Genomic DNA, 12,821 nt, shown 5'->3' with positions numbered 1-12,821 from the left:
GACGAGGCCGGGCGAACCGGAGGCTGCGCCCGCCCCCGAGAGGGCGGTCGGCGGGTCACACCGCTGGCCGCCGGCACGAGGAAGCCACGACCGCGGGCCGATCGCCCCGGCCCCGGGGTGCGGGCGCGCACCGCCCCCGGGTCTCCGCCGGATCCCGGAGGGGTGCGGGACCGCCGAGGCGATGGCATAGGACGGCCGTGGTCCGCGACATCCGAGAACGATCGGGGCGCCGCCGGGGACGGCGCGCCGACCGGCAGGAGGGAGGCGCCCGGCTGCCGTCGGGGCGCCGGTGTGCCGGCCGGGGACCCGGACCGGATGGCGCCGGGCCCACCCCGTGCGCGGCATGGCGAGCCCCCCGCATCCCGGCGGACCTGGCGCGGCCCTGGGTCGTCGCGGCGGCGCTGGCGCTGCTCGGCCTCGCCGGATGCGCCGGACCGCCGCCTGCGGAGCCGCCCCTCTCCTATCCGCCCTCGGTGCGGGAGCGGATGCTGCGCATCGCCGTCAGCGAATGGATCGAATGGGGCCGGCAGCGTGCCGATGCCGCGGCGCCGGACGAGGCCGGCAAGGAGACGGCAGGCGACGGCGCCGCGATGCGCAGCGCGGAATCGGCGCCGCTGCACTTCCCCCGGCTGGTCGCCTACTGGCGAGCGGTGCCCGAGGACGAGGGCGCCGTGGCCCGCAACCGCGAGCGCTACCGCGCGGCCCTTGCGGCGGAACGTGGCCTCCTCCTGCCCGCCGGGGGCGCCGCGGCCCCGCCGCGGTCGGACCCGTCGCGCCCCTGGGCCGAGCCGCCCTGGTCCGCCGCCTTCATCAGCTTCGTGATGCGCACCGCCGGCGTGGACCGACGCGAGTTCCCGCCCGCCGCCGCCCACGCGACCTACATCGACGCGCTGATCGCGGACGCCGAGGCCTTCCCCGCGCTCGCGCCCTTCCTGCCGCACGCGCCCGAGGCCTACGCGCCGCGGCCGGGCGACCTCGTCTGCGCCGACCGCTCGCCCTCGCCGCTCCGGCATTGGCGCGACCGTGCCGGCGACCAGGGGCGGTTCCGACCCATGCATTGCGACATCGTGGTGGGCGCGGCGCCCGGCGCGGTGGAGGCGATCGGCGGCAACGTCCGCGACGCCGTCACCCTCACCCGCTTCCCAACCGACGCGCGGGGCGTTCTATTGCCGCGGCCGCCCGGGGCGCCGGTGTGGTTCGCCGTGTTCGAGAACCGGCTGGGCCGCCTGCCGCCCTGGGGCCCCGACCGTCCCGCCGCCGTCGCCGGCCACGACCGGCCGGCGGCGCCCCTGCCCACCGGGAGTCCCGCCTCGTGACCGATCTCTTCTCGCCGCTGACCCTGCGCGGGGTCACCTTCCCGAACCGGATCGGCGTCTCGCCGATGTGCCAGTACTGCTGCGGGCCCGACGGGAGGCCGACCGAGTGGCACCTGGCGCACCTCGTCTCCCGCGCCCAGGGCGGCGCCGGCCTCGTCTGCGTCGAGGCGACGGCGGTGGCGCCGGAGGGCCGCATCTCCCCCGGCGACGTCGGGCTGTGGGAGGAGGCGCAGCTCGCGGCGCATGCGCGCCTCGCCGCGGCGATCGCGGCGGTCGGGGCGGTGCCGGGGATCCAGCTCGCCCATGCCGGGCGCAAGGGCGGGCGCTACGCGCCCTGGGAGGAGGGGCGCGAGAAGCGCAACCAGTGGACCGCGCTCGGGCCGAGCGCCCTCGCCTTCGACCATTTCGACCCGCCGCGCGCCATGACCGAGGCGGAGATCGAGGGCGTCATCGCCGCCTTCGCCGCCGCGGCGCGGCGCGCCGTCGCCGCCGGCTACCGCTATGTCGAGGTCCACGCCGCGCACGGCTACCTGCTGCACAGCTTCTGCTCGCCGCTCGCCAACGCGCGCACCGACCGCTGGGGCGGCGGCTTCGAGGGGCGCACGCGGATCGTGGTGGAGACCGCGCGCGCGGTGCGCGCCGCCTTGCCGGAGGAGGCGGCGCTCGGCGTGCGCGTCTCGCACACCGACTGGGTGGAGGGCGGCTGGGACACGGCGCAGACGGTGGAGCTCTCCCGCCTGCTGAAGCGCGAGGGGGTGGACCTGATCGACGTCTCCTCCGGCGGCGTGTCGCCGCAGCAGCAGATCCCGCTCGGCCCCGGCTACCAGGTGCCGGGGGCGGAGGCGGTGCGGCGCGGCGCCGGCATCCCGGTCGCCGCGGTCGGGATGATCACCGAGCCCGAGCAGGCGCAGGCGATCCTCGCCGAGGGCAAGGCCGACCTGATCCTGCTCGGCCGCGCGATGCTGCGGGAGCCCTACTGGCCGCTGCGCGCGGCGGCGGCGCTCGGGCGGATGGAGGCGCTGCGCACCCCGCCGCAGTACGACCGCGGCTGGAACACGCTGGGCAGGACGAGGATGGAGCGCGCGATCGCCCGGCCGATGCGGCCGCTCGGCTAGGGCCGATCGCGGACGACCGGCAACAGCCGGGAGCGTGGATCGGCTCGGCAGACAACGCGCGAGAGCCGTTGCCGCGAGCGCAGCCGAGCGAAAACGGCTCCAAGGCATCGCGCGGCACGGGCGGCGGTCGCGGCCGCCGCCCGGCGTCATTCCAGCAGCGCGTCGCGCAGCCGCGCCAGCCGGGCGGGACCGAAGCCGAGCGCCCGTTCGAAGAAGGCCTCCTCGGAGTCGTAGGGGCCGAGCGCCACGTCCAGCGCGCGCTCGATCAGCGGCCGGTGCACGCCGAGCAGCGCCGCGGCGGCGGAGGGGTCGGCGCCCGGCGGCAGGGCGAACTCCCGCTTCCAGAACCGCGCGGTGGCGAGGTAGTCGGCGATCACCGTCTCCCGCGGCACGCCGAGCGCGGTCAGCACCAGCGCCGCGCCGAAGCCGGTGCGGTCCTTGCCCGCCGAGCAGTGGAACAGCAGCGGCACGCGCGCCGCGTCCTCGAGCAGCGCGAACATGGCGCGGTAGCGGTGCAGGTGCTCCGTCGCGTAGGCCTCGTAGGCGCGGCGGAGCAGGCCGAGCACGTCCTCGCCCGTCGCCTGCCCGCGCGCGAGCATGTCGGCGAGCGAGGCGCCGACCGTCGGCTCGATCGAGAGGGCGTGCAGCGCGGGCGGATCGCGCGGCGGCAGGCGCGAGGGCGCGGCGGCGCTCTCCTCCCTGCCGCGCAGGTCGCAGATGGTGCGGATGCCGAGCGTGCAGAGGATGTCGAGGTCGCCCTCGGTCAGCCGCGCCAGCGAGGCGGAGCGGAAGACGCGCCCGAAGCGCACGCGCCGCCCGTCCGCCGCGCGGTAGCCGCCGAGGTCGCGCAGGTTGGTGCAGCCCTCGAGCGCGATCCGGCGCGGGAGGTCGTGCTCCCCGATCCCCTCGGCCGTCATGCCGCCGCTGCCGTCGCCGTCACTTCACCGCGGAGAAGGCGGTGGGGATCAGGATCTCGTTCGTCACCTTGGCGACGATCGCGCCGTCCTTCTCCGTCTCGGCGCGCTTGGCGATCCACTCCGGATCGGCCTGGAAGGCGTTCCACTTGCGCTCGCGCTCGGCGAGCGATTCCCAGGCGAGCAGGTAGTAGAGGACCTGGTTCGACTCGCCGATGCCCACGGTCCAGAAGCCGGCCTGGCGGATGCCGTGGCGCTCCCAGATCTTCAGCGTGATCGTCTCGAAGCGCCTGAGCAGCGCCGGCAGGCGGCCAGGGACGCAGTGGTAGATTCGCAGCTCGTGGATCATGGACGGGCTCCCTCCCCCGGTGCGGTGGCGGCGCAAGCCTAGGCGGCGCGCGCCGGTGCGGCAACCGAGGACGGGCGGGTTGACGCCGGCGCCGGACCGGGACGACGGTGCGCGCATCGGACCGCCCACGGGGGAGACCGGCATGAGCAGCAGCACCACCACCGCGGCCGCGACGCACGACCACTACGTCCCCGTGCGCGAGGACTGGCTGGCGCGCCACAGCGAGCCGATCCTGGAGCCGGCGCTGCCGATCGTGGATCCGCACCACCACCTGTGGGACCGGCCGAACTGGCGCTACCTGCTGCCCGAGCTGCTCGCCGACCTGAACGCCGGGCACAGGGTCGTCGCCACCGTCTTCGTGCAGTGCCGCGCCTTCCACCGCGCCGAGGGGCCGGAGGCGATGCGCCCGGTCGGCGAGACCGAGTTCGTCAACGGCGTCGCGGCGATGAGCGCGAGCGGCCGCTACGGCCCGGCGAAGATCTGCGCCGGCATCGTCGGCCACGCCGACCTGATGCTCGGCGCGCGGGTGCGCGAGGTGCTGGAGGCGCACATCCAGGCCGGCGGCGGCCGGTTCCGCGGCATCCGCCACATCTCGGTCTGGGACGAGGACCCGGTGCTGATGAACCCGGCCTACAACCCGCCGCAGGGGATGCTCGGCAGCGCCCAGTTCCGCGAGGGGTTCGCCCAGCTCGCGCCGCTCGGCCTCAGCTTCGACGCCTGGCTGCTGCACCCGCAGATCGGCGAGCTCGCGGCGCTCGCCCGCGCCTTCCCGGAGACTCGCATCGTCCTCGACCACGTCGGCGGGCCGGTCGGCATCCGGCGCTTCGCCGGCAGGCGGGAGGAGGTGTTCGCGGCCTGGGCGGCGGCGATCCGCGACCTCGCCAGGTGCCCGAACGTGCACGTGAAGCTCGGCGGCCTCGGCATGCGGGTCAACGGCTTCGGCTTCGAGACGCAGGAGGCGCCGCCCTCCTCCGAGCAGCTCGCCGCCGCCTGGCGCCCCTACGTCGAGACCTGCATCGAGGCCTTCGGCGCCGCGCGCTGCATGTTCGAGAGCAACTTCCCGGTGGACAAGGGCAGCTACGGCTACGCGGCGTGCTGGAACGCGTTCAAGCGCCTCGCCGCCGGGGCGAGCGCGGCGGAGAAGGCGGACCTCTTCGCCGGCACCGCGGCGCGGTTCTACCGGCTCGACCTCGGCGGCTGAGGGCGGTGCGGCGCGTCAGACGGCGGGGTCGCAGCGGAACCCCTCGCCCCAGCGGGTGATGCGCCCGGCCGAGGGCGAGGGGAAGTGCGCCATGCAGCAGAGCGTGCCGGTGTCGCAGTAGCGCTCGAGGAAGGCGCGGCGCGTGCGCGCGGCCTGCTGCGGGTCGAAGTCGGCGCGCATGGACTGCTCCGGATAGCGCGCCTGCAGCGGCGAGTGGATCAGGTCGCCGGTGAACACCGCGTCGGGCCGCGCCGCGGAGCGGCCGAGCCGCACCGCGACGTGGTCCGGCGTGTGGCCCGGCGTCGGCTCCAGGCTGATGTGGTCGTCGAGCGTGAAGCCGTGGTCCACCAGCTCGGCGCGGCCGGCCTCGACGATCGGCAGGACGGAATCGGCGATCGGGCCCTGCGGCTCCCGCGCGTGCTCCTGCACCCAGAAGTCGTACTCCTTCTTCGCGAAGACGTAGCGCGCCTTCGGGAAGGTCGGGACCCAGCGGCCGTTCTCCAGCCGCGTGTTCCAGCCGACATGGTCCACGTGCAGGTGGGTGCACATCACGTAGTCGATGTCCTCGACCGAGAGGCCCTCGGCGGCCAGCGCGCGCATGTAGGTGTCGTCGGTCTTCCTGTGCCAGAAGGGCCGGGCCGGGCGCTCCTTGTGGTTGCCGACGCAGGTGTCGATCAGGATGGTGTGGCGCGGCGTGCGCAGCACGTAGGACTGGATGCAGAGGACGAGGTTGCCGCTCGCCGGGTCGAGGGCGCGGGCGGCCTCCAGCCAGGCGCGGTTCTCCTCCAGCCGCTCCCTGGTGAGGCCGGGGAAGAAGGTCAGCGGGTCGAAGAGCGGCTGCTCCTGCTCGACGATGCGGTGGACGGTGACGTCGCCGACGGCGAAGCGGGTGGTCACGGTGCGGGCGCTCCTCTGGAGGGTGGCGGTCGGTCGCGGGTCAGTCGATCTCGGCAAGGAACTCGGCGAGGATGCTGTTGAAGGCCGGGGCGTGCTCGAAATAGGCGGAATGTCCGGCGTCCGGGATCTCGACGTGGCGCGCGCGCGGCATCGCGCGCGCGAGTTCCGGCGCGACGAAGGAGGGGAACACGATGTCCTCGCCGCCGGTGATCCAGAGGGTCGGCACGGCGACCGCGGCGATTTCGGCCGGCGCGCGGGTGCGGGCCGCGTGCAGCCGGGCGCGGACGTCCTCGCGGTCGATCGCGGTGTTCATCTCGCCGATGGCGCGGTAGAGGAAGTGCAGCGCCGGCTGCTCGCCCGCGGCGCGGGCGCCGATCGCAGGCACGAAGCCGAGGCGGAGGCCGTCGAGGCGCGCCGCCTCCGCCTGCGCGCGCCATGCGGCGAGGCGCGTCCCACCGCTGGGGTCGGCGAGGCGCGGGTCGAAGGGCCCCGCCGTCGCGGCGAGCACCAGCGCCTTCAGCCCCGGCGGGCGGCGCAGGGCGTGGCCGAGCGCCGTCCAGCCGCCCATGGACTGCGCGACGATCCGATACTCGGCGAGGTCGAGTTCGGCGATCAGGGCGGCGAGGTCGTCGGCGAAGTCCTCCGGCCGCGGACCGCCTGGCGGCATGTCGGAGGGCGCGAAGCCGCGGTGGCTGAAGGTGACGCACCGGTAGCGCCCGGCGAAGGCCGCGACCTGCTGCCACCAGGAGAGGTAGTTGCCGCCCAGGCCGTGGGCGAAGATCAGCGCCGGCGCGTCGTCGCGGCCGGTGACCTCGTAGTAGAGGCGGCAATCCGGGCGGACCACCCAGCCGCGGGCGTGCGGGACGGGGCCGGCGGCGGTCGCGAATGGCAGCGGATCGGGCGTGGCCATGTGCGGACGTTCGTCTCCCTGGGCCGCGCCGGCCGGACGGGGGCCGACGCCGCACCGGCGGATGCTGCGGTCCTTGGCGCCGTCTGTCGAGGGCGCGCGTCCGCCGCACGGAGGCGCGGTCCGGTCCGCCGCGCCCCGGGCGGGACCATGGCGGACCGGATCGGGCGTGGAGACGGCCGGCGCCGGCGGGCCCCCGCTCAGTTGAGCCGGAGGCCGAGGCGGCGGACCATCTCGCCCTCCTCGCGATAGGTCCGCTCGGCGAGGGCCGCGTAGTCCGCGCTGTTCAGGTAGGAAGGTGTCATGCCGAGCCGCTCGAGCACCTGCAGGTGCGCGGGGTCGAACAGCGCCTCCTTGAAGGCGTCGTGCAGCACCCGCACCACGCCCGGATCCATGCCCTTCGGCCCGGCGAAGCCGTACGGGGACTCGGAGACGATGTCGATCCCCACCTCGCGCAGCGTCGGCACCTCGGGGAAGCGCTTCGAGCGCTCGGCCGACCACACGACGAGCAGGCGCAGCTGCCCGGCCTCGACCAGCGGCGCCCAGCCGGTGGAGTCGGCCGTCGCATCGATGGTTCCGGCGAGCGTGGCCTGCTGGTTCTCCGCCCCGCCGCGGAAGGGCACGTGGACCCAGTCGATGCCGAGGGCCTGGCCGATCCGCTCCATGGTGATGTGCAGCGAGGAGCCGACCCCCGGCGTGCCGTAGGTGACCTTGCCGGGATTGGCCCTGGCATGGGCGATGAAGTCCTGCCAGGTGCGCCAGGGCCGGTCGGAGCGCACCACCACGCCGAACAGGTAGCCGGTGGTGTGGATGATGTAGGTGAAGTCGTTGAGCGGATCGAAGTTCGGCCGGCTCATCATGTGCGGCAGGCGGAACACCGTGATCGGCATCTGCGTCAGCGTGTAGCCGTCCGGCCGCGCGTCCTTGACCGCCTGCGCGCCGAGCGTGCCGGAGACCCCGGGACGGTTGTCGATGACCACCGGCTGGCCGAGGTGGCGGGCGGCGATCTCAAACATCGAGCGCATCTGCACGTCGGTCGAGCCGCCCGGCGGCCACGGGCAGATCATGCGGATCGGCCGCTCCGGGAAGCGGCCCTGCGCGCGCGCCGGGCGGGCGAGCGCACCGGCGCCGGCGAGGGCGAGGGCGGTGCGGCGGGTCAGAGCCAGGGTCGGAATCGTCACGGCGGGTCGGTCCTTCCGGAACCCGGGGCCGGCCTCTGCGGCCGGCCCCTTCTGATCGTTCACGCGCGTGCCATAGCCGGGCGCGCCGGCCGGCGTCCAGCCGGCCCGCCGCGGCGCCGGCGGCCGCGCGTCAGCTCATCCGCAGGCCGAGGCGGCGGACCATCTCGCCCTCCTCGCGGTAGAGCCGCTGCACGAACGCGGCGTAGTCCTCGCCGTTCATGTAGCGGGGCCTCATGTCGAGGCGGTCGAGCACCTGCAGGTGCACGGGGTCGAACAGCGCCTCCTTGAAGGCGTCGTGCAGCACCCGCACCACGCCCGGATCCATGCCCTTCGGCCCGGCGAAGCCGTACGGGGACTCGGAGACGATGTCGATCCCGACCTCGCGCAGCGTCGGCACCTCGGGGAAGTTCCTCACCCGCTCGGCCGACCACACGACGAGCAGGCGCAGCTTCCCCTCCTGCACGAGCGGCGCCCAGCTCGAGCCCTCGGCGGAGGCGTCGATGGTGCCGCCGAGCGTCGAGCGGATGTTCTCCGCCCCGCCGCGGAAGGGCACGTGGATCCAGTCGATGCCGAGGGCCTGGCCGATCCGCTCCATGGTGATGTGCAGCGAGGAGCCGACCCCCGGCGTGCCGTAGGTGACCTTGCCGGGATTGGCCCTGGCATGGGCGATGAAGTCCTGCCAGGTGCGCCAGGGCCGGTCGGAGCGCACCACCACGCCGAACAGGTAGCCGGTGACGTGGATCACGTAGGTGAAGTCCCGAAGCGGGTCGAAGCTTGGCCGCTCCATCATCTGCGGGATCCGGAACACCGTGATCGGCATCTGCGTCAGCGTGTAGCCGTCCGGCCGCGCGTCCTTGACCGCCTGTGCGCCGAGCGTGCCGGAGACCCCGGGACGGTTGTCGATGACCACCGGCTGGCCGAGGTGGCGGGCGGCGATCTCGCAGATCGAGCGCATCTGCACGTCGGTCGAGCCGCCCGGCGGCCACGGGCAGATCATGCGGATCGGCCGCTCCGGGAAGCGGCCCTGCGCGCGCGCCGGGCGGGCGAGCGCACCGGCGCCGGCGAGGGCGAGGGCGGTGCGGCGGGCGAGAGGCAGCGGGGCCATGGCGATCGGGTCTCCCTGTGGATGGCGGCCGGCATGCGTGGCCGGCGCGCCTTGATGACCCGGGACTATGGCCGGAGGGGGCAGCACAAAGTCCAGCGTTCCGTGCGGGGGGCGCCGCCGGCCGGCCGCCGCGGGGGCGGCGCTACAGCGCGCGCCAGCCGATGTCGCGGCGGCAGAAGCCCTCCGGCCAGTCGATCGCGTCCACCGCCGCGTAGGCGGCGTCGCGGGCTTCGCGCAGCGTCGCGCCCGTCGCGGCAACGCCGAGCACGCGCCCGCCGGCCGCGATCAGGGCACCGTCCGCGCGGCGCGCCGTCCCGGCATGGAAGACCTGCACGCCGGGGACCCGCGCCGCGCGGTCGAGGCCGCGGATCTCGCTGCCCCTGGCGTAGGCGCCCGGATAGCCCCTCGCGGCCATGACCACGACGAGGGAATGCAGCGGCGCCCACCGCAGGTCGAAATCCGCGAGCTCGCCGTCGCAGGCGGCGAGCAGCGCCGCCAGCAGGTCGGAGCGCAGCCGCACCATCAGCGCCTGGCATTCGGGGTCGCCGAAGCGGACGTTGAACTCGACCAGCCGCGGGCCCTCGGCGGTCAGCATCAGCCCGACGAACAGCACGCCGCGGAAGGGCGCGCCGCGCCGCGCCATCTCGGCGAGGGTCGGGCGGACGATGCGGGCCATGACCTCGTCGCGCAGCGCCTCGGTGAAGACGGGCGGCGGGGAATAGGCGCCCATGCCGCCGGTGTTGGGGCCGGTGTCGCCCTCGCCCACGCGCTTGTGGTCCTGCGCGGCGGCGAGCGGCACGGCATGGGTGCCGTCGCAGAGGGCGAAGAAGGAGACCTCCTCGCCCGCCAGGCATTCCTCGACCAGCACGGTCGCGCCGGCCGCGCCGTGCACGCGGCGCTCCATGAGGTCGGCGACGGCCGCCTCCGCCTCCTCGACGGTGGCGGCGACGACGACGCCCTTGCCGGCGGCGAGCCCGTCCGCCTTGACCACGATCGGCGCGCCCTCGGCGCGGATGTGGGCGCGCGCCGCGGCCGGGTCGTCGAAGCGGCGCCAGCGGGGGCCGGGGACGCCGGCGGCCGCGCAGACCTCGCGGGCGAAGGCCTTGCTGCCCTCGAGCCGGGCCGCCGCGGCGCTCGGCCCGAAGCAGCGCAGCCCGGCGGCGGCGCAGGCGTCGGCGAGGCCGAGGGTCAGCGGCGCCTCCGGCCCGGCGACGACCAGATCGGCCGCGTTGTCGCGCGCGAAGCGGACCAGCGCGGGCACGTCCTCCGCGCCGATCGGCACGCATTCCGCGACCTCCGCGATCCCCGCGTTGCCCGGGGCGCACCACAGCCTCGTCAGCAGCGGCGAGGATGCGAGCGACCAGCACAGCGCGTGTTCCCGTCCGCCGCCCCCTACCACCAGGACCTTCATCCTGCCCCCGCCTTTCCAGAACAAACCACGAACATCACGGAACGTTCCGCAGCGCCGGGCCCTTAGCATAGTGTCCGCGCATGGACAGCCTGCCCCGCGAGTCGCACCCGCCGACGAACACGCCCGAATACGCGGTCTCCGAGATCGCCGGCGCCATCAAGCGAACGCTCGAGGGCGCCTTCGGCCGCGTGCGCGTGCGCGGCGAGATCACCGAGCTGAAGCGCTACCACTCGGGCCACGTCTATCTCTCGCTCAAGGACGAATGGGCCAGGCTCGAGGCCGTGGTGTGGAAGACCCGCGTGCCGCAGCTCGGCCTCGTGCCGGAGAACGGCCTCGAGGTGATAGCGACCGGGCGGATCAGCACCTATCCGGACCGTTCCCGCTACCAGCTCGTCGTCGAGCGGATGGAGTACGCGGGCACCGGGGCGCTGCTCGCCCGGATCGAGAAGCTGCGCCAGAGGCTGCTCGCCGAGGGGCTGTTCGACGAGGCGCGCAAGGTGCCCCTGCCCCGCCTGCCGGAGGTGATCGGCGTCGTCACCTCGCCGCAGGGCGCGGTGATCCAGGACATCCGCACCACCATCGCGCGCCGCTTCCCGCGCCGCATCCTGCTCTGGCCCGTCGCGGTGCAGGGTGCGGGCGCGGCGGAGCAGATCGCCGCGGCGATCCGCGGCATGGACGCGCTGCCGGCGGGCGGCCCCATCCCGCGCCCGGACGTGCTGATCGTCGCGCGCGGCGGCGGCAGCCTCGAGGACCTGATGGCCTTCAACGAGGAGGTGGTGGTCCGCGCCGCGGCGGCGTGCTCGATCCCGCTGATCTCCGCCGTCGGGCACGAGACCGACACGACGCTGCTCGACTTCGCCGCCGACCGCCGCGCGCCGACGCCGACCGCGGCGGCGGAGATGGCGGTGCCGGCGCGCGCCGACCTCCTCGCCGACCTCGCCCACACCGCGGCGCGGCTGCAGCAGGCCGCGGCGCACGCGCTGAACGGGGCCAGGCTGCGCCTGCTCGGCGCCGAGCGCCGCCTGCCCGACGTGCCGGGCCGGGTGCAGCAGGCGCGCCAGCGCCTCGACGACCGGGCGGAGCGCCTGGACCGCGCGGCGGCGGCGCTGCTGCGCGCGCGGCGCGAGACCCTGGCGCCCTTGCGCGTGCCGCACCCGCGCGAGGCCATCGCCGCGCGCCGCGCCGCCCTCGGCCTGCTGCGCACGCGCATCGAGGCCGCCTGGAGGCGGCGGCACGAGGCCTGGAAATGCGAGCGCGCGCTGGTCAGCTTCTCCGACGCGCCGGTCCGGGCGCTGATCCGCGAGAGGCGCACCGCGCTGGCCGGCATGGCGGCGCGGCTCGAGGGCGTCTCCTACCAGGCGGTGCTCGCGCGCGGCTTCGCGCTGGTGCGCGGCGAGGCGGGGGAGCCGGTGACGCGCGCGGCGCAGGTGGCGGCGGGGCAGCGCCTCGCCCTCGGCTTCGCCGACGGCACGGTGGACGCCGTGGCGGCCGGCGGGGCGCCGCGGCCGCTGCGCGACCGGCGCGCGACCTCCTCGCCGCGCGAGCCGCGGCAGGGGGCGCTGCTGTGAGGGAGGCGCCCGTCCTCGCCCGCCGCGCCGCGCTCGGTGGCGCCCTCGCCCTGCTCGCGGCGCCCCGCCCCGCCGGCGCGGTCGAGTGGCAGGGCGCGCCGGCGCAAGGGGCGCTGATCGTCGGGCGGGCGGCGCCGGGGACGCGGCTCGCGCTCGATGGCCGCGCGGTGCGCGTCGGCGCGGACGGCGCCTTCGCCTTCGGCTTCGGCCGCGATCACGGCGCGGAGGCGACGCTCGCCGTCACCGATCCCGACGGGCGGCGGGAGGTCCGCCGGATCCTCGTCGCGCGGCGGCAATGGCCGGTGCAGCGCATCACCGGCCTGCCGCCGGCGCAGGTGACGCCGGACGCGGCGGCGCTCGCGCGCATCCGCGCCGAGCGCGAGCGGCTCGCCGCGGCGCGCGCCACCGACAGCGCGCGCACCGACTTCGCGCGCGGCTTCGGCTGGCCGGCGCGGGGGCGGATCAGCGGCGTGTACGGCAGCCAGCGCATCCTCAACGGGGAGCCGCGCCAGCCGCATCTCGGCTTCGACATCGCCGCCCCGGTCGGGACGCCGGTGCTCGCCGCCGCCTCCGGGCGGGTGACGCTGGCGGGCGAGTTCTTCTTCTTCGGCCGCCTGCTGGTGGTGGACCACGGCCATGGGGTGAACACGCTCTACGCCCATCTGAGCGAGGCCGTCGTGCCCGAGGGGGCGGAGGTCGAGCAGGGCGAGCGCATCGGCGCGATCGGCGCCACCGGGCGCGTCACCGGCCCGCACCTGCATTTCGGCCTGTCCTGGTACCAGACCTTCCTCGACCCGCAGCCGGTGCTGCCGCCGGCCTGAGTCGGCTCCGCAACGCGCCCCCGGCGCGGCGCGTTG

Annotated in this window: 12 protein-coding genes; 5 read left to right on the top strand and 7 right to left on the bottom strand. The window is 75.7% G+C overall.

All coding sequences use genetic code 11. The annotated features are described in order from the left end of the window. Positions 1-485 precede the first annotated feature (485 nt). Positions 486-1,316: a DUF2272 domain-containing protein gene (locus IEX99_RS22320; protein ID WP_229677783.1), complete on the top strand. Its 831-nt coding sequence runs from the start codon at positions 486-488 to the stop codon at positions 1,314-1,316. After that, entirely contained in the window at positions 1,313-2,431 is a 1,119-nt protein-coding gene (locus IEX99_RS03360; protein WP_188898479.1) for an NADH:flavin oxidoreductase/NADH oxidase, read from the top strand. Before IEX99_RS22320 ends, IEX99_RS03360 begins: the two co-directional genes overlap by 4 nt. Positions 2,432-2,577: 146 nt before the next feature. On the opposite strand, the gene IEX99_RS03355 is transcribed toward IEX99_RS03360, so the two are convergent. Together IEX99_RS03355 and IEX99_RS03350 are read right to left on the bottom strand one after the other, a co-directional pair. After that, positions 2,578-3,348 (bottom strand): tyrosine-protein phosphatase, encoded by a 771-nt coding sequence (locus IEX99_RS03355; protein WP_188898477.1) that lies wholly within the window; start codon positions 3,346-3,348, stop codon positions 2,578-2,580. 19 nt (positions 3,349-3,367) lie between these two features. Then, entirely contained in the window at positions 3,368-3,694 is a 327-nt protein-coding gene (locus tag IEX99_RS03350) for an NIPSNAP family protein (protein ID WP_188898475.1), read from the bottom strand. A 142-nt stretch (positions 3,695-3,836) separates the two neighbouring features. On the opposite strand from IEX99_RS03350, the gene IEX99_RS03345 reads away from it, so the two are divergent. Continuing rightward, positions 3,837-4,895, top strand: a complete 1,059-nt coding sequence (locus IEX99_RS03345) for an amidohydrolase family protein (RefSeq protein WP_188898473.1) — start codon at positions 3,837-3,839, stop codon at positions 4,893-4,895. Between the two features lie 15 nt (positions 4,896-4,910). On the opposite strand, the gene IEX99_RS03340 is transcribed toward IEX99_RS03345, so the two are convergent. From IEX99_RS03340 to purD, 5 genes are all read right to left on the bottom strand, one after another. Beyond that, positions 4,911-5,792, bottom strand: a complete 882-nt coding sequence (locus IEX99_RS03340; RefSeq protein WP_188898471.1) for an MBL fold metallo-hydrolase — start codon at positions 5,790-5,792, stop codon at positions 4,911-4,913. Between the two features lie 40 nt (positions 5,793-5,832). Continuing rightward, positions 5,833-6,702: an alpha/beta fold hydrolase gene (locus IEX99_RS03335; protein WP_188898469.1), complete on the bottom strand. Its 870-nt coding sequence runs from the start codon at positions 6,700-6,702 to the stop codon at positions 5,833-5,835. Positions 6,703-6,899: 197 nt separating this feature from the next. Beyond that, positions 6,900-7,880, bottom strand: a complete 981-nt coding sequence (locus IEX99_RS03330; RefSeq protein ID WP_229677782.1) for a tripartite tricarboxylate transporter substrate binding protein — start codon at positions 7,878-7,880, stop codon at positions 6,900-6,902. 130 nt (positions 7,881-8,010) lie between these two features. Next, the gene (locus tag IEX99_RS03325) at positions 8,011-8,985 is read right to left on the bottom strand and encodes a tripartite tricarboxylate transporter substrate binding protein (protein WP_188898467.1); all 975 of its coding nucleotides are present in this window, start codon (positions 8,983-8,985) and stop codon (positions 8,011-8,013) included. A 142-nt stretch (positions 8,986-9,127) separates the two neighbouring features. Beyond that, positions 9,128-10,396 (bottom strand): phosphoribosylamine--glycine ligase, encoded by a 1,269-nt coding sequence (purD, locus tag IEX99_RS03320; RefSeq protein ID WP_188898464.1) that lies wholly within the window; start codon positions 10,394-10,396, stop codon positions 9,128-9,130. Positions 10,397-10,476: 80 nt separating this feature from the next. Between purD and xseA the strand changes: the two genes are divergently transcribed. Next, entirely contained in the window at positions 10,477-11,964 is a 1,488-nt protein-coding gene (gene xseA / locus IEX99_RS03315; RefSeq protein ID WP_188898462.1) for an exodeoxyribonuclease VII large subunit, read from the top strand. Then, positions 11,961-12,785 carry a M23 family metallopeptidase gene (locus tag IEX99_RS03310; protein WP_188898460.1) on the top strand — a complete coding sequence of 275 codons (825 nt, stop codon included), beginning with the start codon at positions 11,961-11,963 and terminating at the stop codon, positions 12,783-12,785. Before xseA ends, IEX99_RS03310 begins: the two co-directional genes overlap by 4 nt. Positions 12,786-12,821: the final 36 nt, after the last annotated feature.

The organism is Caldovatus sediminis (genome assembly GCF_014644455.1).
GTDB lineage: Bacteria > Pseudomonadota > Alphaproteobacteria > Acetobacterales > Acetobacteraceae > Caldovatus > Caldovatus sediminis.
This window is presented reverse-complemented; position numbering and strand designations above follow the sequence as displayed.

Coding starts and splice junctions, on each gene's coding strand:
- purD (WP_188898464.1), bottom strand. CDS start 10,396: ATGAAGGTCCTGGTGGTAGGGGGCGGCGGACGGGAACACGCGCTGTGC.
- IEX99_RS03325 (WP_188898467.1), bottom strand. CDS start 8,985: ATGGCCCCGCTGCCTCTCGCCCGCCGCACCGCCCTCGCCCTCGCCGGC.
- IEX99_RS03355 (WP_188898477.1), bottom strand. CDS start 3,348: ATGACGGCCGAGGGGATCGGGGAGCACGACCTCCCGCGCCGGATCGCG.
- IEX99_RS22320 (WP_229677783.1), top strand. CDS start 486: ATGCTGCGCATCGCCGTCAGCGAATGGATCGAATGGGGCCGGCAGCGT.
- IEX99_RS03350 (WP_188898475.1), bottom strand. CDS start 3,694: ATGATCCACGAGCTGCGAATCTACCACTGCGTCCCTGGCCGCCTGCCG.
- xseA (WP_188898462.1), top strand. CDS start 10,477: ATGGACAGCCTGCCCCGCGAGTCGCACCCGCCGACGAACACGCCCGAA.
- IEX99_RS03335 (WP_188898469.1), bottom strand. CDS start 6,702: ATGGCCACGCCCGATCCGCTGCCATTCGCGACCGCCGCCGGCCCCGTC.
- IEX99_RS03345 (WP_188898473.1), top strand. CDS start 3,837: ATGAGCAGCAGCACCACCACCGCGGCCGCGACGCACGACCACTACGTC.